Raw genomic sequence first — 19,775 nt, 5'->3', positions numbered from 1 at the left:
ACAGCTGGGGATGCCGCAGCTCCCCGCGCCCGACTATCCCGCCGACGTACGGGCCCGGCTCGAGGCGGACGCCCGGGAGGTGATCGCCCGTTACCCCGACAGCCGTAGCGCCCTGCTGCCGCTGCTGCACCTGGTGCAGGCCGAGGAGGGGCACGTCAGCCGCACCGGCATCCGCCTGTGCGCCGAACTCCTCGGCCTCACCACGGCCGAGGTCACGGCGGTCGCGACCTTCTACACCATGTACCGGCGCGCGCCCGGCGGCGACTACCAGGTCGGGGTGTGCACCAACACCCTGTGCGCGGTGCTGGGCGGCGACGCCATCTTCGACGACCTCAAGCGCCACCTGGGCGTCGCCAACGGCGGGACCACCGAGGACGGCAGCATCACCCTCGAGCACATCGAGTGCAACGCCGCCTGCGACTTCGCGCCCGTGGTGATGGTCAACTGGGAGTTCTTCGACAACCAGACCGTCGAGAGCGCCCGGCGGCTCGTCGACGACCTCCGCGCGGGCCGCACCGTCGAGCCCACCCGCGGTGCGCCCCTGTGCACGTACAAGGAGACGGCCCGCATCCTGGCCGGCTTCCCCGACCGGCGGCCCGGCGCCGTCGAGGCGGGCGGCGGCGCCGGACCCGCCTCGCTGGCGGGGCTGCGGCTGGCCAAGGGCGAGGCCGGACCGGCGCGCGTCGGGCCCCCGCGCGGCGCGCCGCCCCACGACGAGCGCCCCCCGGAGCACCTCAGCTCCCACGACGCGCCCCAGAAGACATCCGCCTCGGACCCCGATCACCCCAGCGGGCCGGTCGCCGAGGAGGGGGAGGGATGACCGTGGCACCCGAGATCTTCGAGACCAGCCCCGAGAAGCTGCTCGCTCCCGTCCTCAGCGCGTTCTGGGACGAGCCCCGCTCCTGGACGCTGGAGACCTACCTGCGGCACGAGGGCTACGAAGGCGCGCGCAAGGCGCTCGCCATGACCCCCGACGACGTCATCGCCTACGTCAAGGACTCGGGTCTGCGCGGCCGCGGCGGCGCCGGTTTCCCGACCGGCATGAAGTGGCAGTTCATCCCGCAGGGCGACGGCAAGCCGCACTACCTCGTCGTCAACGCCGACGAGTCCGAGCCCGGCACCTGCAAGGACATCCCGCTCCTGTTCGCCAACCCGCACTCCCTCATCGAGGGCATGCTGATCGCCTGCTGGGCGATCCGCTCCAGCCGCGCGTTCATCTACCTGCGTGGCGAGACCGTGCCCGTGCTGCGCCGGCTGCACGAGGCCGTGCGCGAGGCGTACGCGGCGGGCTACCTCGGCCGGAACGTCCTCGGCAGCGGGCTCGACCTGGACATCACCGTGCACGCCGGGGCGGGCGCGTACATCTGCGGCGAGGAGACCGCCCTCCTCGACTCCCTCGAGGGCCGGCGCGGCCAGCCCAGGCTCCGGCCCCCCTTCCCGGCCGTCGCGGGCCTGTACGCCTGCCCCACGGTGGTCAACAACGTCGAGTCCATCGCCTCCGTGCCCGCGATCCTCAACAAGGGCAAGGAGTGGTTCCGTTCGATGGGCAGCGAGAAGTCCCCGGGCTTCACGCTCTACTCCCTCAGCGGCCACGTCGCCAACCCCGGCCAGTACGAGGCGCCGCTGGGCATCACGCTCGGCCAGCTGCTCGGCATGAGCGGCGGCATGCGCCCCGGCCACCGGCTCAAGTTCTGGACGCCCGGCGGCTCCTCGACCCCGCTGCTCACCGACGAGCACCTGGACGTGCCGCTGGACTACGAGGCCGTGGGCGCGGCCGGCTCGATGCTCGGCACCAAGGCCCTGCAGTGCTTCGACGAGACCACCTGCGTCGTGCGGGCCGTCACGCGCTGGACCGAGTTCTACGCCCACGAGTCCTGCGGCAAGTGCACCCCCTGCCGTGAAGGGACGTACTGGCTGGTGCAGTTGCTGCGCGACATCGAGGCCGGCAAGGGCCGCATGAGTGACCTCGACAAGCTCGCCGACATCGCCGACAACATCAACGGCAAGTCCTTCTGCGCGCTCGGCGACGGCGCGGCGAGCCCCATCTTCTCCTCGCTGAAGTACTTCCGCGCGGAGTACGAGCAGCACGTCAAGGGCCGGGGCTGCCCCTTCGACCCGGCGAGGTCCACCGTCTGGGCCGACGACCCCGACAACCACCGGCACTCTCCCGTGGGAGTGAACGCATGACCGTCACCACGTCCGCTCCCTCCGGCGGGGGGAGCGCGCCCGTACCGCCCGAGGACCTGGTGTCCGTCACCATCGACGGCATCCAGATCTCCGTCCCCAAGGGGACGCTGGTCATCCGGGCCGCCGAGCTACTCGGCATCGAGATCCCGCGCTTCTGCGACCACCCGCTGCTGGACCCGGTCGGCGCCTGCCGGCAGTGCATCGTCGAGGTCGAGGGCCAGCGCAAGCCGATGGCCTCCTGCACGATCACCTGCACCGACGGCATGGTGGTGCGCACCCAGCTCACGTCGGCCGTCGCCGAGAAGGCGCAGCGCGGCGTGATGGAGCTGCTGCTGATCAACCACCCGCTCGACTGCCCGGTCTGCGACAAGGGCGGCGAGTGCCCGCTGCAGAACCAGGCCATGTCCGCGGGCCAGGCCGACAGCCGTTTCGAGGGCCGCAAGCGCACCTACCAGAAGCCGGTGCCCATCTCCCCGCAGATCCTGCTGGACCGCGAGCGGTGCGTGCTGTGCGCGCGCTGCACCCGCTTCTCCAACGAGATCGCCGGCGACCCGATGATCGAGCTGCTCGAGCGCGGGGCGCTGGAGCAGGTCGGCACGGGCGAGGGCGACCCCTTCCGGTCGTACTTCTCCGGCAACACCATCCAGATCTGCCCGGTGGGCGCGCTCACCTCGGCGGCGTACCGCTTCCGCGCCCGGCCGTTCGACCTGGTCTCCTCGCCGACGGTGTGCGAGCACTGCGCGGGCGGCTGCGCGACGCGTACGGACCACCGGCGCGGCAAGGTGATGCGCCGCCTGGCCGCCGAGGACCCGGAGGTCAACGAGGAGTGGCTGTGCGACAAGGGCCGCTTCGCGTTCCGCTACGCGCAGCGGCCGGAGCGCTTCGGGACGCCGCTGGTGCGGGGCGCCTCGGGGGCGCTGGAGCCGGCGAGCTGGCCGGAGGCCCTGGCGGCGGCGGCCCAAGGGCTGGCGGCGGCCAGGGGCCGGGCCGGGGTGCTGCCGGGCGGGCGGCTGACGGTGGAGGACGCGTACGCCTACGCCAAGTTCGCGCGCGTGGCGCTCGACACCCATGACGTCGACTTCCGGGCGCGGGTCCACAGCGGCGAGGAGGCCGACTTCCTCGCGGCCCAGGTGGCCGGGCGCGGGCGGGACGTGGACGGCACGGGCGTGACGTACACGGCGCTGGAGCAGGCGCCGGCCGTGCTGCTGGCCGGCTTCGAGGCGGAGGAGGAGGCCCCCGGCGTCTTCCTGCGGCTGCGCAAGGCCTGGCGCAAGCGCGGCCTGCGGACGTTCTCGCTGGCCACCCACCTCACCCCGGGGCTGGTGAAGGCGGGCGGCACGCTGCTGCCGGCGGCGCCGGGCACCGAGACCGAGTGGCTGCGGGCGCTGGCGGGCTCCTCGGGCCTGGACGCGGACGGGCGGGCGGCCGCCGAGGCGCTACGGGCACCTGGCGCGCTGATCGTCGTCGGCGAGCGCCTGGCGGGCGTGCCGGGCGCGCTGACGGCCGCCGTGGCGGCGGCCGGGGCCACGGGCGCGCGCCTGGTGTGGATCCCGCGCCGGGCGGGCGAGCGCGGCGCGCTCGAGGCGGGCGCCCTGCCGGGCCTGCTGCCGGGCGGCCGGCCGACGACCGACCCGCGGGCGCGGGAGGAGACGGCGGCGGCCTGGGGCGTGGACGAGCTGCCCCGCAGCCCCGGCCGGGACACGGGCCAGATCCTGGAGGCGGCGGCCCGGGGCGAGCTGGGCGCGCTGCTCGTGGGCGGCGTGGAGGTCGCGGACCTGCCCGATCCGGCGCGGGCGCGCGAGGCGCTGGACGCGGTCGGGTTCCTGGTCAGCCTGGAACAGCGGCCGAGCGAGGTGTCGGACCGCGCGGACGTGGTGCTGCCGGTCGCGGCCGTGGTGGAGAAGGCGGGCACGTTCCTGAACTGGGAGGGCCGGGCCCGGCCGTTCGAGGTGGCCGTCAAGCCGGACCAGGTGACGCGGCGGCACACGCTGCCGGACGCCCGGGTGCTGCACATGCTGGCCGACGCGATGGGCACGGACCTGCGGCTGCCGGACGTGCACGCGGTGCGGGCGGAGCTCGCGGGGCTGGGCGCGTGGTCCGGTGAGCGGGCCGCGGGCCCGGACGAGCCGGGGCGGCCGCTGCCGCGCCCGGAGAAGGGCGAGGCGGTGCTCGCCGGGCACCGGCTGCTGCTCGACCGGGGCAGGCTGCAGGACGGCGACGAGGCGCTGGCCGGCACGCGGCACGAGGCGCTCGCCCGGCTGTCGCCGGCGACCGCCGCCGAGGCGGGGGTGCGCGACGGCGAGGTGCTGGCGGTGACCGGCCCGGCCGGCACCGTACGCCTGCCGCTGCGGGTGACCCCGATGCCGGACCGGGTGGTATGGCTGCCGCTGAACTCCGTGGGCGGCGGCGTGGCCTCCGACGCGGGGGCGCGGCCGGGGGAGCTCGTACGGATCGGCGCGGATGTCGACGAGAGCGCCGGCGACACCGGCGACGCGGGACGGGAGGTGCGGCCGTGAGCCCTGCGCTGAGTGGTACCGGACTGGTGGGGCTGGCCGCGGAGGACCTGTCGGTGTTCGGCAGGGATCCGTGGTGGCTGGTGGTGGTGAAGGCCGTCTTCTGCTTCGCGTTCCTGATGGTGACGGTGCTGTTCTCCATCGTCTGGGAGCGCAAGGTCGTCGCCTGGATGCAGCTGCGCATCGGCCCCAACCGGCACGGCCCGTGGGGGATGCTGCAGTCGCTGGCCGACGGCATCAAGCTGATGCTCAAGGAGGACGTGATCGTCCGGCGCGCCGACAAGGTCGTCTACGTGCTGGCGCCGGTCGTGGCCGCGATCCCGGCCTTCATGGCGATCGCCGTGATCCCCTTCGGCCCCTCCGGCAACGAGGTCTCGATCTTCGGCCACCGCACGACCATGCAGCTGACCGACCTGCCGATCGCGGTGCTCTACATCCTCGCGGTCGCCTCGGTCGGCATCTACGGCATCGTGCTGGCCGGCTGGTCGTCGGGCTCGACGTATCCGCTGCTGGGCGGCCTGCGGTCGTGCGCGCAGATGATCTCGTACGAGATCGCGATGGGCGCGGCCTTCGCTTCGGTGTTCCTCTACTCCGGCTCGATGTCGACCTCGGCGATCGTCGAGGCGCAGCACGACCGCTGGTACGTCCTGCTGCTGCCGGTGTCGTTCCTGATCTACATCGCGACGATGGTCGGAGAGACCAACCGGGCCCCCTTCGACATGCCGGAGTCCGAGGGCGACCTGGTCGGCGGCTTCAACACCGAGTACTCCTCGATCAAGTTCGCGATGTTCATGCTCGCCGAGTACGTGAACATGGTGACGGTCTCGGCGGTCGCGGCCACCCTCTTCCTGGGCGGCTGGCGGGCCCCGTACCCCGTCTCCACCTTCTGGGAGGGCGCCAACCACGGCTGGTGGCCGATGCTGTGGTTCGTCATCAAGGTGCAGCTGCTGCTCTTCTTCTTCATCTGGCTGCGCGGCACGCTGCCCCGGGTGCGCTACGACCAGCTGATGAAGCTGGGCTGGAAGGTGCTCATCCCGGTCTCGGTGACCTGGCTGATGCTCGTGGCGACCGTCCGGGCGCTGCGGAACGAGAACTACGACTTCCAGGACATCGTGCTCTACGTCGGGGGCGCCGTCCTCGCCGTCCTGCTGCTGTCGATGCTCGCCGACCTCTTCCGCGGCCGCGGCCGGGACGGCGAGCGGGGCGGGGAGCCGGCCGCGGGCCCGCCGCCCGCGTTCGACCCGATGGCGGGCGGCTTCCCTGTGCCGCCGCTGCCCGGCCAGACCCCGCCCCCCGTGCCCCGGCGCCGCTCCCGGCAGGACCGGGAGCTCATTGTCAGTGGCGGGGTGGACACTCCTCGTGACCGAAAGGAGGCCGACGGTGTCTGAGTTCCAGAACCCCGTGGCCGGCTTCGGCGTGACCTTCAAGGCCATGTTCAAGAAGCGGCTGACCGAGCAGTATCCGGAGGAGAAGAAGCACACGGCGCCGCGCTTCCACGGCCGCCACCAGCTCAACCGCCATCCGGACGGGCTGGAGAAGTGCATCGGCTGTGAGCTGTGCGCCTGGGCCTGCCCGGCGGACGCCATCTACGTCGAGGGCGCGGACAACACCGACGAGGAGCGCTACTCCCCGGGCGAGCGGTACGGCCGCGTCTACCAGATCAACTACCTCCGCTGCATCCTGTGCGGCCTGTGCGTCGAGGCCTGCCCGACCCGGGCCCTGACGATGACGAACGAGTACGAACTGGCCGACGCCAGCCGCGAGTCGCTCATCTACACCAAGGAACAGCTGCTGGCGGGGCTGGAGGACCGCATGGTCGACACCCCGCACGCCATCTTCCCCGGCATGACGGAGAAGGACTACTACCGCGGCCTGGTGACCGAGGCCGCGCCGGGGACGGAGCGCCAAGTGGCCGTCTCCAAGGGGGAGAAGCCCGAGGGCGAAGGGGTGGAGGCATGAGTTCGCTCGCCGCTGCCGCCTCGAGCACCTCCACCGGCGAGGCGGTCCAGTTCTGGGTGCTGGCGGTCGTCGCCGTGGCGGGCGCGCTGGGCGCGGTGCTGATGAAGAAGGCCGTGCACAGCGCCCTCTCCCTCGCCGGGACGATGATCGTCCTGGCGGTCTTCTACCTCGCCAACGGCGCCTACTTCCTGGGCATCGTGCAGATCGTGGTCTACACCGGCGCGATCATGATGCTGTTCCTGTTCGTGGTGATGCTGGTGGGCGTCACCGCCGCCGACTCGCTGAAGGAGACGATCCGGGGCCAGCGCCTGCTCGCCGGGCTGTGCGTGCTGGGCTTCGGCATCCTGCTCGGGGCCGGCATCGCCAACGCCTCGCTGCGGGACTTCAACGGCCTCGGCCAGGCCAACGCCGGCGGCAACGTCCAGGGCCTGGCCGCGCTGATCTTCACCAAGTACGTCTTCGCCTTCGAGATCACCGGCGCCCTGCTCATCACCGCGGTCGTCGGCGCGATGGTCCTCACCCACCGCGAGCGCACCGGCCGCCCCGCCACCCAGCGCGAACGCTCCGAGGCGCGCGTGCGCGGCAAGCACCTCCCGCCGCTGCCCGCCCCCGGCGTCTACGCCCGGCACAACGCCGTCGACATCCCCGGCCTGCTGCCCGACGGCACGCCGTCGGAGCTCACGGTCAACCCGACGCTGCGCGCCCGCGGCCAGGTCCGCGACGTCTCCGGCGAGGCGCTCGAGGACCTGGCGGCCCTGGAGCAGCGCTCCAAGGAATGGCTGGAGAGGAACAACGACCGTTCCGAGGAGCGTGCCCAGTGAACCCGGCCAACTACCTCTACCTGGCGGCCCTGCTGTTCACCATCGGCGCCGCCGGCGTGCTCATCCGGCGGAACGCGATCGTCATCTTCATGTGCGTCGAGCTGATGCTGAACGCCTGCAACCTGGCCTTCGTCACCTTCTCCCGGCTGCACGGCAACCTCGACGGCCAGATCATCGCCTTCTTCACGATGGTCGTGGCCGCCGCCGAGGTCGTGATCGGCCTGGCCATCATCGTGACGATCTTCCGCTCCCGCCACTCGGCCTCGGTCGACGACGCCAGCCTGCTGAAGCTGTAAGGGGACACCACGGTGGAGAACCTCATCGGATTGCTCGTCCTGGCCCCCTTGCTGGGCGCGGGCGTGCTGCTGTGCGGCGGCCGACGGCTCGACCGCACCGGGCACTGGATCGGCACCCTGCTCGCGGCCGCGTCCTTCGTCATCGGCGTGGTGCTCTTCGCCGACCTCCTCGGCCGGCCCGCCGACGACCGCGAGCTGGGCACGACCGTCTTCAGCTGGGTGCCCGTCGGCGGCTTCCGCGCCGACGTGGGCTTCCAGCTCGACCAGCTGTCGATGACCTTCGTGCTGCTGATCACCGGCGTGGGCTCGCTGATCCACCTCTACTCGGTCGGCTACATGGAGCACGACGAGCGGCGGCGGCGCTTCTTCGGCTATCTGAACCTCTTCCTCGCGGCGATGCTGCTGCTGGTCCTCGCCGACAACTACCTCCTGCTGTACGTGGGCTGGGAGGGCGTCGGCCTCGCCTCGTACCTGCTGATCGGCTTCTGGCAGCACAAGCCGAGCGCCGCCACGGCGGCCAAGAAGGCCTTCCTCGTCAACCGCGTCGGCGACATGGGCCTGTCGATCGCCGTGATGCTGATGTTCACCACGTTCGGCACCTTCGCCTTCGGCCCGGTGCTCGAGCACGCGGACCAGGCGGGCGAGGGCAAGCTGACCGCCATCGGGCTCATGCTCCTCCTCGCCGCCTGCGGAAAGTCGGCGCAGGTCCCGCTGCAGAGCTGGCTCGGCGACGCCATGGAGGGCCCGACGCCCGTCTCCGCGCTCATCCACGCGGCGACGATGGTGACCGCCGGCGTCTATCTCATCGTCCGGTCCGGGGCGATCTTCGACGCGGCCCCCGACGCGCAGACGGCCGTGGTCACGGTGGGCGCGGTGACGCTGCTCTTCGGTGCGATCGTCGGTTGCGCGAAGGACGACATCAAGAAGGCCCTGGCGGGCTCGACGATGTCCCAGATCGGCTACATGATCCTCGCCGCCGGCCTCGGCCCGATCGGCTATGTCTTCGCGATCATGCACCTGGTCACCCACGGCTTCTTCAAGGCCGGGCTCTTCCTCGGCGCCGGCTCGGTGATGCACGGCATGAACGACGAGGTCGACATGCGGCGTTACGGCGGCCTGCGGACGTACATGCCGGTCACGTTCGTGACGTTCGGGCTCGGCTACCTCGCCATCATCGGCTTCCCGGGCCTGTCCGGCTTCTTCTCCAAGGACAAGATCATCGAGGCGGCCTTCGCCAGGGGCGGCACCGAGGGCTGGATCCTGGGCGGCGCCGCGCTGCTGGGCGCGGCCATCACGGCGTACTACATGACGCGGGTGATGCTGCTGACGTTCTTCGGCGAGAAGCGCTGGCAGCCGGACGCCGACGGGAAGCTGCCGCACCCCCACGAGTCCCCCCGGACGATGACGATCCCCATGATCGTCCTCGCCTTCGGATCGGTCTTCGCCGGCGGCCTGTTCAGCCTGAACGACGCCTTCCTGAAGTGGCTGGAGCCGGTCACCGGCCACGCCGAGGGCGACTCCCCGCTCACCGCCACGCAGGTCACCGCGGCCACGATGGTGGTGCTCGTGGTGGGCGTGGCGCTGGCCTGGGCGCAGTACGGACGCCGGCCGGTGCCGGTCACGGCGCCGCCCGGCGGGCTGCTGGTGCGGGCCGCCCGGCGCGACCTGCTGCAGGACGACTTCAACCACGTCGTGCTGGTCCGCGGCGGCGAGCACCTCACCCGCAGCCTCGTCTACGTCGACCACACGCTGGTCGACGGCGTCGTCAACGGCACCGCCGCCTCCGTCGGCGGCCTGTCGGGCCGGATGCGCAGGCTGCAGAACGGCTTCGCGCGGTCGTACGCGGTCTCGATGTTCGGCGGTGCGGCGGTGCTCATCGCCGCGACCCTGCTGATGAGGGCGGTCTAGTCATGTCATTTCCCCTCCTGACGGCCACGGCCGTGGTGCCCGCGGCCGGCGCCCTCGCCACGGCCGCCGTCCCGGCCGCGCGGCGCACGGCCGCCAAGTGGCTGGCGCTGGGCGTCTCGCTCGCCACGCTGCTGCTCGCGGCGGCGCAGCTGGTGCGCTTCGACCCGGACGCCGCGGGCCCGTTCCAGCTCACCGAATCGCACGCCTGGATCAAGGACTTCGGGGTCCGCTACGACCTGGGCGTGGACGGCATCTCGGTGGTGCTCATCGCGCTCACCGCGCTGCTGATCCCCTTCGTCGTCCTGGCGGGCTGGCACGACGCCGACCCCCTCGAGGACTCCTCCACGCGCTGGCGGCCCACGCAGGGCTTCTTCGCGCTGATCCTCATGGTCGAGGCGATGGTGGTGATCGCCTTCGAGGCCACCGACGTCTTCCTCTTCTACATCTTCTTCGAAGCCATGCTCATCCCGATGTACTTCCTCATCGGCGGCTTCGGGGACCGGGCGGGCGAGCGCGGCGAGGCCGAGACGGCCGCCCAACGCTCGTACGCCGCCGTGAAGTTCCTGCTCTACAATCTCGTCGGCGGCCTGATCATGCTGGCCGCCGTCATCGGGCTCTACGCGGTCACCGCCCACCAGCTGGGCACCGGCACCTTCTCCCTCACGGAGATCGTCCAGGCCCGCGCCGACGGCAGGCTGGAGTTCGCCACCACCACCGAACGCGCCCTGTTCCTCGGCTTCTTCTTCGCCTTCGCGGTCAAGGCGCCGCTGTGGCCGCTGCACACCTGGCTGCCCAACGCCATGGGCGAGGCCACCGCCCCCGTCGCCGTGCTGATCACCGCGGTGGTCGACAAGGTCGGCACGTTCGCGATGCTGCGCTTCTGCCTCCAGCTGTTCCCGGAGGCCTCGAAGTGGGCCACGCCGGTGATCCTGGTGCTGTCGCTGATCAGCATCCTCTACGGGGCGCTGCTGGCCGTCGGCCAGCGGGACATCAAGCGCCTGATCGCCTATGCCTCGATCTCCCACTTCGGCTTCATCGTCCTGGGCATCTTCGCGATGACCACCCAGGGCCAGGGCGGCGCCACGCTCTACATGGTCAACCACGGGATCTCCACGGCCGCGCTGATGCTGGTGGCCGGCTTCCTGATCTCCCGGCGCGGCTCGCGGCTCATCGCCGACTACGGCGGCGTGCAGAAGGTCGCCCCGGTCCTGGCCGGCACCTTCCTCGTCGGCGGTCTGGCCACGCTCTCGCTGCCGGGGCTCGCGCCCTTCGTCTCCGAATTCCTGGTGCTGGTGGGCACGTTCAGCCGCTACCCGGTCATCGGCGTCCTGGCGACCGTGGGCATCGTGCTCGCCGCGCTGTACGTCCTCGTGCTCTACCAGCGCACGATGACCGGGCCGGTGGCCGAGCCCGTGCGGGGGATGCCGGACCTGCGGGTGCGCGAGCTCGTCGTGGTGGCGCCGCTGATCGTGCTGCTGCTGGTCCTCGGCATCTACCCCAAGCCGGTGACCCGGATCGTCGATCCGGCCGTCGAGCACACGATGTCGCAGGTGCACCAAAGCGACCCGAAGCCCGACGTACACGTGAACGATGTGGAGGCCGCGAAGTGAGCCACGCAGCAACCGTCCACAGCCTGTGGACAGCGGCGGCGGCCGAGCCGCCGGTCAGGATCCCCGGGCCGCACATCGAGTACGCCCAGCTCTCGCCGACGCTCATCGTGCTCGGCGCCGCCCTGCTGGGCGTCCTCGCCGAGGCCTTCCTGCCGCGCCGCGTCCGCCACCACGCCCAGCTCCTGCTGACCGTGGTCGGCCTGGCCGCCGCCTTCGCCGCAGTGATCGCGCTCGCCGCGGGCGGCTACGCCGGCGACAAGGCGCGCATCGCCGCCATGGGGGCGGTCGCCGTCGACGGCCCGGCGCTGTTCCTGCAGGGCACCATTCTCCTCGTCGGCCTGGTCGCGGCGTTCACCTTCGCCGAGCGCCGCCTCGAGCCGATGGCGCACGGCCGGCCCGTCGACTCCTTCGCCGCGCAGGGCGCCGCCGTGCCGGGCGGCGAGGCGGAGCGCAAGGCCGTGGCGGCGGGCATGACGACCACCGAGGTCTTCCCGCTCGTGCTGTTCGCCATCGGCGGCATGCTCGTCTTCCCCGCCGCGAACGACCTGCTGACCCTCTTCGTCGCCCTCGAGGTGTTCTCCCTCCCGCTGTACGTGCTGTGCGCGCTCGCGCGCCGCCAGCGGCTGCTGTCGCAGGAGTCGGCCGTCAAGTACTTCCTGCTGGGCGCCTTCTCCTCGGCGTTCCTGCTGTTCGGGGTGGCGCTGCTGTACGGCTACGCCGGCACGGTCACGTACTCCGGCATCGCCGACGTCGTCGGCGGCACCACGCGGACCCTCGACCCGGCGCTCGCGTCGACGACCGGCAATGACGCGCTGCTGCTGATCGGCGGCGCGATGGTGCTGGTGGGGCTGCTGTTCAAGGTGGGCGCGGTGCCGTTCCACATGTGGACCCCCGACGTCTACCAGGGCGCTCCCACCCCGGTCACGGGCTTCATGGCGGCCGCGACGAAGGTCGCCGCGTTCGGCGCCCTGCTGCGGCTGTTGTACGTCGTGCTGCCGGGCATGCGCTGGGACTGGCGGCCGGTGATGTGGGGCGTCGCGATCGTCACGATGCTGGTGGGCGCGGTCGTGGCCGTCACCCAGACCGATGTGAAGCGGCTGCTGGCCTACTCCTCCATCGCCCACGCCGGGTTCATCCTCGCCGGCGTCATCGCCACCACCCCCGACGGCGTCTCCTCGGTGCTCTTCTACCTGGGCGCCTACTCCTTCGTCACCCTGGGCGCCTTCGCGGTCGTGACGCTGGTGCGCGACGCGGGCGGCGAGGCGACGCACCTGTCGAAGTGGGCCGGGCTGGGCCGCCGTTCGCCGCTGCTCGCGGCAGTCTTCGCGGTCTTCCTGCTGGCCTTCGCGGGCATCCCGCTGACCAGCGGCTTCGCCGGGAAGTTCGCCGTCTTCAAGGCGGCGGCGCAGGGCGGCGCGGCGCCGCTGGTCATCGTGGGCGTGCTGTCCTCGGCGATCGCCGCGTTCTTCTACATCCGGGTCATCGTGCTGATGTTCTTCAGCGAGCCGAAGGCGGAGGGCCCGACCGTCTCGGTGCCGAGCCCGCTGACGTCCACGGCCATCGCGCTGGGCGTCGTGGTGACGCTGGTGCTCGGTGTGGCCCCGCAGTACTTCCTCGATCTGGCGGGCCAGGCGGGGACGTTCGTGCGCTGATTGCACCGCGGCCGGCCCGCCGGTCCGTACGACGACGCCGCTGCCCGGCACCCCCGCGAGGGGTGCCGGGCAGCGGCGTATACGTCCGACCGGAAGGTCAGTTGCCGGGCTTGACGGGGAGGCCGGCCGGAAGCCCCGCGAGCTTGGTGAGCTTGTCCTGCGTGCCCGAGTCCCAGGCCACCGTGAAGGACTTGCCGTCGAAGCTCTTGACGGTGCCCGTGGTGTGACCGGGGCAGTTCTTCATGGTCAGGGTGACCGGCTGGGCGTTGTCGACGACCTGCCCGGTGCACGTGGCCTTTCCGGCGATCACCACATGCGACTTGGTGAAGGTGTAGGACTGCAGGCTGTTGTCCCCGTGCTTGCCGCCGTTGGTCCAGCTGCCCTCGAGGTCGGCGGCCGTGACCTGCTTGGCCGGGGTCTCGGCCGGCTTGTCCTTCGGGGCGTCGGCGGGCTTCGAGGCCTCGGTCGGGGCCGGCTGGCCCGTCTCCTTGTCCTTCTCGCCGCCGCTGCTGCCGCAACCCGTCATCAGTACAGCGGCGATGACCGCCGCCCCCGTGATCTGTACTGCCTTGCGCACGTGCGCCCTTTCCTTTGTCATGTCCCGGCCCGGGTGGGCCGGGCACGACAAGCTAGCAGCACCCGGACGGCTCAATCGCCTCCGCCGCAGCCCCCGCCACAGCCTCCGTGGCCGCCGCACCCGTGGCCTCCGGCATCGCCGCCGCCCCCGCTGCTGCCGCCGCCGGAATCGGAGTCGCGCAGGACGTTGCGGTACACCGCGGAGGCGATCCACGCCTCACGCCGCAGGCCGCGCAGTCGCTTGCGTTCGCTCCGGCCGCCCCAGCCCGGGTAGAGGGCCTTCGCGACGCCCGTCGCGGACACCAGGGCGGCCAGCGCCTGGCTGCGCGGGTCGGGGAAGCCCGCCTGCCGGGCGGCCTCGAAGCGCTGCCGGGTCGGCGCGGTCAGGTCGTTCGGGCCCACGACGTAGCGCCGCCCGCGGATGACCGCGAACCGGTCGGGAGCCTGCGCGGTGAGCGCCTGGCGCTCCAGCAGCCCCAGGAGCCACGGTTCCTCCACCTGGCGGGAGGTCTCCCGTATCCACTGGTGCGCCTTCTTGCGCCCCTTGGCGCCGTGCGCGGGCAGATCCGCCAGCGGCTGGGCGAGCCGCGGGTCCGCCGGGCGGGTGCCGGCGGCCCTGCCCGGCCGCCCGCCCTCGTGCGTGATGAGCCCGTGCAGCTGCAGCTCGGCCAGGACGGCCCCGGCCAGGCCGTACTGCAGGTTCCGGCCGGGGGCCAGCCGCTTGCCGTCGGCCGGGCCGTGGGCGAGCAGGAGGAGCTCCTCCGGCAGCGTCAGGCCGGAGGCGGGGAGGGCGCTCACGCGCCCGGTGGCGCCGTGCGCGCCGGGGTGATGCGACCGGTGACCTCGCCGAGGCCGATGCGCGCGCCGTTCGCGCCGGGCGCCCACGCCGTGAGCGTGACCTCGTCGCCGTCGGCGAGGAACGGGCCCTTGCCCCGGGTGAGCTCGAGCAGGCAGCCCAGCTGGTCGGGCTCGGGGCCGCTGACCGTGCCGGAGGCGTAGAAGTCGCCGGTGCGCAGGGAGGCGCCGTTGACGGTCATGTGGGCCAGCTGCTGGGCGGCCGTCCAGTACATGGCGGAGAACGGCGGCCGGGAGACGGTCTCGCCGTTGATGGTCACCTCGATGCGCAGGTCGATGCCGCCGGGCTCGTCGGCGGAGTCGTCGAGGTAGGGCAGCAGGGGGTACGTGCGCGCCGGCGGCGCCGTCCGGGAGGCGTCGAAGGCGTCCAGCGGGGTGATCCAGGCCGAGACGGAGGTCGCGAAGGACTTGCCCAGGAAGGGGCCGAGCGGCACGTACTCCCAGGACTGCAGGTCGCGGGAGGACCAGTCGTTGACCAGGCAGACGCCGAAGACATGCTCGCGGAAGTCGCTCAGCGGGACGGGAGTGTTGTCCGGGGCGGGGGTGCCGACGACGAAGCCGACCTCGGCCTCGATGTCGAGGCGCAGCGACGGCCCGAAGGTGGGCAGGTCGTCGCCGGGCGCCTTGCGCTGGCCCTGGGGGCGCACGACGTCCGTGCCGGTCACCACGACCGTGCCGGCGCGCCCGTGGTACCCGATCGGCAGGTGCTTCCAGTTGGGCGTGAGGGCCTCACCGCCCGGGCGGAAGATGCGGCCGACGTTGGCGGCGTGGTGCTCGCTGGCGTAGAAGTCGACGTAGTCGGCGACCTCGAACGGCAGGTGGAGGGTGACCTCCTCCAGCGGGTGGAAGTACGGCTCGTCCAGCCAGCCGCGCACCTCGGCGCGTACGGCCTGCCACGCGGGGCGGCCGGCGGCCATCAGCGGATTGAGCGTGGGCGCTGCCAGCAGGTCCGCGTAAGCGGAACCGTGCGCGGCGGCTGCCGCCGCGGCGTCCAGGACGTGCGCGCCGTAGCGGACGCCGACCCGGGGGCGGTCGGGCGCGTCAGGGGTGGTGAACACGCCGTACGGGAGGGTGTCCGGGCCGAAGGGGTCGCCTTCGGCCAGGTCACGCGGGTGGTGCTGGGGCATGGAACGCTGCCTCGCCTTCGTCCTGGACGGTTCGTCAGCCGGGGGCCGGTTGGAGCGGTGCTCACACTACGTCGCGGTGGCCTTTCGGCACGAGGGCCAGGACAGGTGTCCGACCGCTGGCTAAAGGGAGGGCAATGTCCGGTAACTCCTTGCTGGAGGTGTCGATTCCGAAGTAGCGTCCTAAGTCGGGTCACACACAGTGGGGGGCCGCTGAGGCTGGGTGGCCGAGGGGGGTGCTGGTGGCGAGCAGGAGCGCGCCGGTGGCGGTGGACCGGTCCGTACCCGGGTTGATTCTCAAGATCGGCGACTATCCGCTCCACCACGGTGGGGTCGGCGCGATCCGCAGCCTCGGACGGCTCGGCGTCCCGATGTACGCCGTCACCGAGGACAGATGGACTCCCGCCGCCGTCTCCCGCTATCTGCGCTCCGGTTTCGTCTGGCCGACCACCGGCACGGAACGTCCCGAGGAGCTGGTGGCCGGGCTGCTGCGGATCGGGCGGCGGATCGGCCGTCCGGCCGTGCTGATCCCCACCGACGAGGAGGCGGCGGTGCTGATCGCCGAGCACGCCGCGGAGCTGGCGGGCTCGTTCCTCTTCCCGCCCGTGGAGCGGGGGCTGCCGCGCCGGCTGGCCAGCAAGCAGGGGCTCCACGAACTGTGCGTGGAGCACGGTGTGCCGTCGCCGGCGACGCTGTTCCCGGCCTCGTACGAGGAGATCGAGAAGTACGCGTCGGTCGCCGTCTTCCCGCTGGTCGCCAAGAACCGCGAGGCCTTCGAGCGGCGTCGGCACCCGGCCGTGCAGGGCACCACGCGCATCGGCGGCCCCCGGGAGCTGCTGGGGCTGGCGCGCGACTGGGGGCCCTCGCCGGGGGTGATCCTGCAGGAGTACCTCCCCCGCGAGGAGGCGGAGGACTGGATCGTCCACGCCTACTTCGACGCCGAGAGCACGCCGCTGGCGATGTTCACCGGAGTCAAGGTGCGCTCCTGGCCGCCGCACGCGGGCATGACCGCCAACGCGTACATCGTCGACAACCCCGAACTGGCCGCCATGGCCGCGCAGTTCATCAAGCAGATCGGCTTCAGCGGGATCGTCGACCTGGACTGGCGCTTCGACCGCCGCGACGGGCGGTACAAACTCCTGGACTTCAACCCCCGCATGGGCGCCCAGTTCCGCATGTTCGAGAACGAGGCGGGCATCGACGTCGTCCGCGCCCAGCATCTGGACCTCACCGGGCGGGCCGTGCCCGAGGGCGAGCAGCTCACGGGCCGCCGCTTCGTCGTGGAGAACATCGACCTGCCCGCCTTCGCGGCCTACCGCCGCAGCGGCTACACCACCCCGCACGCCCCCGCCCGTGCCAGCGGCACGGAGCTGGCCTGGGCCGCGCGGGACGACATGAAGCCGTTCTTCACCATGCTCGCCCGGTTCGTCCGGCCGGGCATGCGCCATCTGTGGCAGCTGTGGCGTTCCAGGCGCCGCTCCGCCGCCGTCTCCGAATGACCGAGCGACCGAGCGACCGAGCGGCCGAGTGACCCAGCGACCCGCGTGACCGAATGACCATGTGATCGACCGTGTGACCGAGTGACAACCGCGTGCAATGTGCCCGGCAGCAACGCCCTGGAGGGGACTCGTGACACTTCCGGTAGCCGTCATCGGGGCCGGCCCGTACGGCCTGTCGACCGCAGCCCATCTGAAAGCGCGCGCCGTACCGACGCGCGTCTTCGGCTCGCCGATGGTGAGCTGGCGCGAACAGATGCCCGTCGGGATGCTGCTGAAATCCACCCCCTCCGCGTCGAACATCGACGCACCGCAGCCCGGGCACACCCTCTTCGACTACTGCCAGGACATGGGGGAGCGGCGCTTCGAGTCGGACTGGGACACCATCCCCGTCGAGACCTTCGCCGGCTACGGACTGTGGTTCCAGCAGCGGCTGGTGCCCCAGCTGGAGCACGAGCGGGTGGTCTCGGTGGAGCGGCGCGACTCCGGCGGCGGCTTCGAGCTGAAGCTGGACTCCGGGGAGCAGTTCGCCGCCCGTGCCGTGGTCGTGGCCACGGGCCTGAGCGGGCTGGCCCAGCTGCCGCCCGAGCTGGCCTCCGCCGTCCCGTCCGGGCCCTCGCCCGCCGGGCCCGTCTCGCACAGCTCCCAGCACCGCGACCTGTCGGTGTTCGCCGGGCGCGAGGTGGTGGTCGTCGGCGCCGGGCAGTCGGCGCTGGAGAGCGCGGTGCTGCTGGCCGAGGCGGGCGCGGCGGTGCGGGTGGTCGCGCGGCGGCGCGGCGCGGTCCGCTTCGGCGCGGCGCCGGACGGGCAGTCGCCGTTCAAGCCCGACACCCCCTTCGGGCGGGCCTGGTCGCTGTACGCGTTCTCGTACCACGCGGACGGCTTCCGGCACCTGCCGGCGCCGACGCGGCGCTATCTGGTGCGCCGGGTGCTGGGGCCGCTGGGCGCGTGGTGGCTGCGCGAGAGGTTCGTGGGCCGGGTGCGGGTCACCGAGGGGAAGCGGATCGTACGCACCCGGGTGGAGTCCGGGCGTCCGGTGCTGACGCTCGCCGGTGAGGGCGAGGGCGCGCCCGAGAGCGAGCTGCGCGCCGACCACGTGATCGCCGCGACGGGCTACCGGGTGGACGTGGCGGCGCTGGACTTCCTCGGCCCCGGCCTGCGCACCCGCCTCGCGGTCGCCGCGGGCGGGCCGCGACTGGGCGCCGGCTACCGCTCGTCGGTGCCGGGGCTGTTCTTCACCGGGCTGCCGGCGGCCGCGAGTTTCGGGCCGGTCATGCGGTTCGTGTGCGGCACGGAATACGCCTCGCCCCGGCTGGCCAGGGCGGTGGGTCAGGGATAGACCGGGCATTTCCCCAGACACCGGGCGGGCTGAGTCGTCAGCCCGCCCGGTGTTCGATGGCTGGGGAGCGCCACGGGGAGGTCGGCGGGGAGCGTCTGAAAGGGACGGCGCCCACGGTGATCGAGAGCCGACCGGATACGCTGACTTTTGGTGAAGACAGCGACACATCGACAATCCCCGTGTTCGCAGGCAGACAGGAGTACCCCTCGTGACCGTCGTCGGGCCTTTCGGGCTGAGCGTGCGGGACCAGGCTCTTGAAGCCGATGTCCAGGCCGGGTTGGCCGCCGTCGAGGAGGGCCTCCTCGAGGCCACCAAGAGCGGCGTCCCCTTCATCACCGAGGCCGCCCAGCACCTGGTCCGGGCCGGAGGCAAGCGGTTCCGCCCGCTGCTGGTCGCGCTCGCCGCGCAGTTCGGCGACCCCTACGCCCCGGGCGTGGTGCCCTCGGCCGTGGTGGTCGAGCTCACCCACCTGGCCACGCTCTACCACGACGACGTCATGGACGAGGCCGACGTGCGCCGCGGCGTGGCCAGCGCCAACGCCCGCTGGGGCAACTCCCTGGCCGTCCTGACGGGTGACTTCCTCTTCGCCCGCGCCTCGCACATACTGGCCGATCTCGGCCCCGAGGCCGTACGCATCCAGGCCGAGGCGTTCGAGCGGTTGGTAACCGGCCAGATCCTGGAGACCGCCGGCCCGCGCGACGGCCGCGACCCCATCGAGCACTACCTGGACGTCATCGCCGGCAAGACCGGCTCGCTGATCGCCGTCGCGGGGCGCTTCGGCGCGATGATGTCCGGCGCCGACGAGCGGACCGTGGAGATCCTCACCCACTACGGGGAGCGGCTCGGCGTCGCCTTCCAGCTCGCCGACGACGTCCTCGACATCGCCAGCGACTCCCACGAGTCCGGCAAGACCCCCGGCACCGACCTGCGCGAGGGCATCCCCACGCTGCCCGTGCTGCACCTGCGCGCCCGCGCCGCGGCCTCCGGCGACCGGGACGACGTCGAACTGTGCGAGCTGCTCGACGGCGACCTCGCGGACGACGCCCGGCTCGCCGAGGTGCTGCGCCGGCTGCGCACCCACCCCGCGCTCGAGCAGGCCCGGCGCGACACCGTCCGCTACGCCGAGGAGGCGCGGGCGACGCTGGCCCCGCTGCCGCAGTGCTCCGCCAAGGCGGCGCTCGAGGAGCTCTGCGACCTCGTGGTGCACCGCGCCGGCTGACCCGGGCCGGCGCCGGTGCGCGTCCCGCCGCTCCGCCCTCCGGCGGGCGTGCCCCTAAGGGGCGTCATACCGAAGGCGTACGGTGACTTGATCCCGTCGGCTGACGACTTCTGGTGGCCGGTTTGGTGGAATCGAAAGCGTCTTCCTCCGGGGGAAACCCCGGACTCCAGCGCCTCCACCGTGCGGTCGGGCCACAATGAGCCTAGGTGTGGGCGTGTGC

General features: G+C 72.3%; 16 protein-coding genes. 13 read left to right on the top strand and 3 right to left on the bottom strand.

Annotated features, from left to right (window positions below; genetic code table 11):
- The first annotated feature begins 10 nt into the window (after positions 1-10).
- From nuoE to nuoN, 10 genes are read left to right on the top strand one after another with little or no spacing between them, the layout of a single operon-like run.
- Complete coding sequence (gene nuoE, locus J1792_RS04525; RefSeq protein ID WP_086568368.1) at positions 11-820, top strand: NADH-quinone oxidoreductase subunit NuoE; 810 nt, start codon at positions 11-13, stop codon at positions 818-820.
- Positions 817-2,187, top strand: a complete 1,371-nt coding sequence (nuoF, locus tag J1792_RS04520) for an NADH-quinone oxidoreductase subunit NuoF (protein ID WP_086568354.1) — start codon at positions 817-819, stop codon at positions 2,185-2,187. The genes nuoE and nuoF overlap by 4 nt, the downstream gene beginning before the upstream one ends.
- A complete protein-coding gene (locus J1792_RS04515) occupies positions 2,184-4,703 on the top strand; it encodes an NADH-quinone oxidoreductase subunit G (RefSeq protein WP_207246698.1) in 2,520 nt (839 codons plus the stop codon). The genes nuoF and J1792_RS04515 overlap by 4 nt, the downstream gene beginning before the upstream one ends.
- Positions 4,700-6,088, top strand: coding sequence for an NADH-quinone oxidoreductase subunit NuoH (nuoH, locus tag J1792_RS04510; protein WP_372446068.1), 1,389 nt, complete (start codon positions 4,700-4,702; stop codon positions 6,086-6,088). The genes J1792_RS04515 and nuoH overlap by 4 nt, the downstream gene beginning before the upstream one ends.
- Positions 6,081-6,659 (top strand): NADH-quinone oxidoreductase subunit NuoI, encoded by a 579-nt coding sequence (nuoI, locus tag J1792_RS04505; RefSeq protein WP_179198837.1) that lies wholly within the window; start codon positions 6,081-6,083, stop codon positions 6,657-6,659. The genes nuoH and nuoI overlap by 8 nt, the downstream gene beginning before the upstream one ends.
- Complete coding sequence (locus tag J1792_RS04500) at positions 6,656-7,480, top strand: NADH-quinone oxidoreductase subunit J (RefSeq protein WP_086568349.1); 825 nt, start codon at positions 6,656-6,658, stop codon at positions 7,478-7,480. Before nuoI ends, J1792_RS04500 begins: the two co-directional genes overlap by 4 nt.
- On the top strand, positions 7,477-7,776 hold the full coding sequence (gene nuoK, locus J1792_RS04495; protein ID WP_086568347.1) for an NADH-quinone oxidoreductase subunit NuoK: 300 nt from the start codon (positions 7,477-7,479) through the stop codon (positions 7,774-7,776). Before J1792_RS04500 ends, nuoK begins: the two co-directional genes overlap by 4 nt.
- A 12-nt stretch (positions 7,777-7,788) precedes the next feature.
- A complete protein-coding gene (gene nuoL, locus J1792_RS04490; protein ID WP_086568345.1) occupies positions 7,789-9,684 on the top strand; it encodes an NADH-quinone oxidoreductase subunit L in 1,896 nt (631 codons plus the stop codon).
- Positions 9,685-9,686: 2 nt separating this feature from the next.
- On the top strand, positions 9,687-11,294 hold the full coding sequence (locus J1792_RS04485; protein WP_086568343.1) for an NADH-quinone oxidoreductase subunit M: 1,608 nt from the start codon (positions 9,687-9,689) through the stop codon (positions 11,292-11,294).
- Positions 11,291-12,946, top strand: a complete 1,656-nt coding sequence (gene nuoN / locus J1792_RS04480; RefSeq protein ID WP_086568341.1) for an NADH-quinone oxidoreductase subunit NuoN — start codon at positions 11,291-11,293, stop codon at positions 12,944-12,946. The genes J1792_RS04485 and nuoN overlap by 4 nt, the downstream gene beginning before the upstream one ends.
- A 97-nt stretch (positions 12,947-13,043) precedes the next feature.
- Here the strand turns inward: nuoN and J1792_RS04475 are convergent, their stop codons facing one another.
- The 3 genes from J1792_RS04475 to J1792_RS04465 form a co-directional block, all read right to left on the bottom strand.
- Positions 13,044-13,523, bottom strand: a complete 480-nt coding sequence (locus J1792_RS04475) for a hypothetical protein (protein WP_086568339.1) — start codon at positions 13,521-13,523, stop codon at positions 13,044-13,046.
- Positions 13,524-13,594: 71 nt separating this feature from the next.
- The gene (locus J1792_RS04470) at positions 13,595-14,320 is read right to left on the bottom strand and encodes a GOLPH3/VPS74 family protein (protein WP_207246697.1); all 726 of its coding nucleotides are present in this window, start codon (positions 14,318-14,320) and stop codon (positions 13,595-13,597) included.
- A complete protein-coding gene (locus J1792_RS04465; RefSeq protein ID WP_086568336.1) occupies positions 14,317-15,504 on the bottom strand; it encodes a fumarylacetoacetate hydrolase family protein in 1,188 nt (395 codons plus the stop codon). The genes J1792_RS04470 and J1792_RS04465 overlap by 4 nt, the downstream gene beginning before the upstream one ends.
- A 239-nt stretch (positions 15,505-15,743) precedes the next feature.
- Between J1792_RS04465 and J1792_RS04460 the strand changes: the two genes are divergently transcribed.
- From J1792_RS04460 to J1792_RS04450, 3 genes are all read left to right on the top strand, one after another.
- Positions 15,744-17,000: a carboxylate--amine ligase gene (locus J1792_RS04460; RefSeq protein WP_242705009.1), complete on the top strand. Its 1,257-nt coding sequence runs from the start codon at positions 15,744-15,746 to the stop codon at positions 16,998-17,000.
- Positions 17,001-17,130: 130 nt separating this feature from the next.
- A complete protein-coding gene (locus tag J1792_RS04455; RefSeq protein WP_086568335.1) occupies positions 17,131-18,336 on the top strand; it encodes an NAD(P)-binding domain-containing protein in 1,206 nt (401 codons plus the stop codon).
- A gap of 208 nt (positions 18,337-18,544) precedes the next feature.
- The gene (locus J1792_RS04450) at positions 18,545-19,555 is read left to right on the top strand and encodes a polyprenyl synthetase family protein (RefSeq protein ID WP_086568333.1); all 1,011 of its coding nucleotides are present in this window, start codon (positions 18,545-18,547) and stop codon (positions 19,553-19,555) included.
- Positions 19,556-19,775 lie beyond the last annotated feature (220 nt).

It is taken from the genome of Streptomyces triculaminicus (assembly GCF_017349075.1).
In the GTDB taxonomy this organism is placed as follows: Bacteria; Actinomycetota; Actinomycetes; order Streptomycetales; family Streptomycetaceae; genus Streptomyces; species Streptomyces triculaminicus.
The sequence above is the reverse complement of the archived record's forward strand: the minus strand, read 5'-3'. Positions and strand labels throughout refer to the sequence as shown.

What these genes read in the sequence shown, in the direction of transcription:
- nuoE (WP_086568368.1), top strand. Translation starts at nt 11, where the DNA reads ATGCCGCAGCTCCCCGCGCCCGACTATCCCGCCGACGTACGGGCCCGG.
- nuoF (WP_086568354.1), top strand. Translation starts at nt 817, where the DNA reads ATGACCGTGGCACCCGAGATCTTCGAGACCAGCCCCGAGAAGCTGCTC.
- J1792_RS04515 (WP_207246698.1), top strand. Translation starts at nt 2,184, where the DNA reads ATGACCGTCACCACGTCCGCTCCCTCCGGCGGGGGGAGCGCGCCCGTA.
- J1792_RS04500 (WP_086568349.1), top strand. Translation starts at nt 6,656, where the DNA reads ATGAGTTCGCTCGCCGCTGCCGCCTCGAGCACCTCCACCGGCGAGGCG.
- J1792_RS04485 (WP_086568343.1), top strand. Translation starts at nt 9,687, where the DNA reads ATGTCATTTCCCCTCCTGACGGCCACGGCCGTGGTGCCCGCGGCCGGC.
- J1792_RS04465 (WP_086568336.1), bottom strand. Translation starts at nt 15,504, where the DNA reads ATGCCCCAGCACCACCCGCGTGACCTGGCCGAAGGCGACCCCTTCGGC.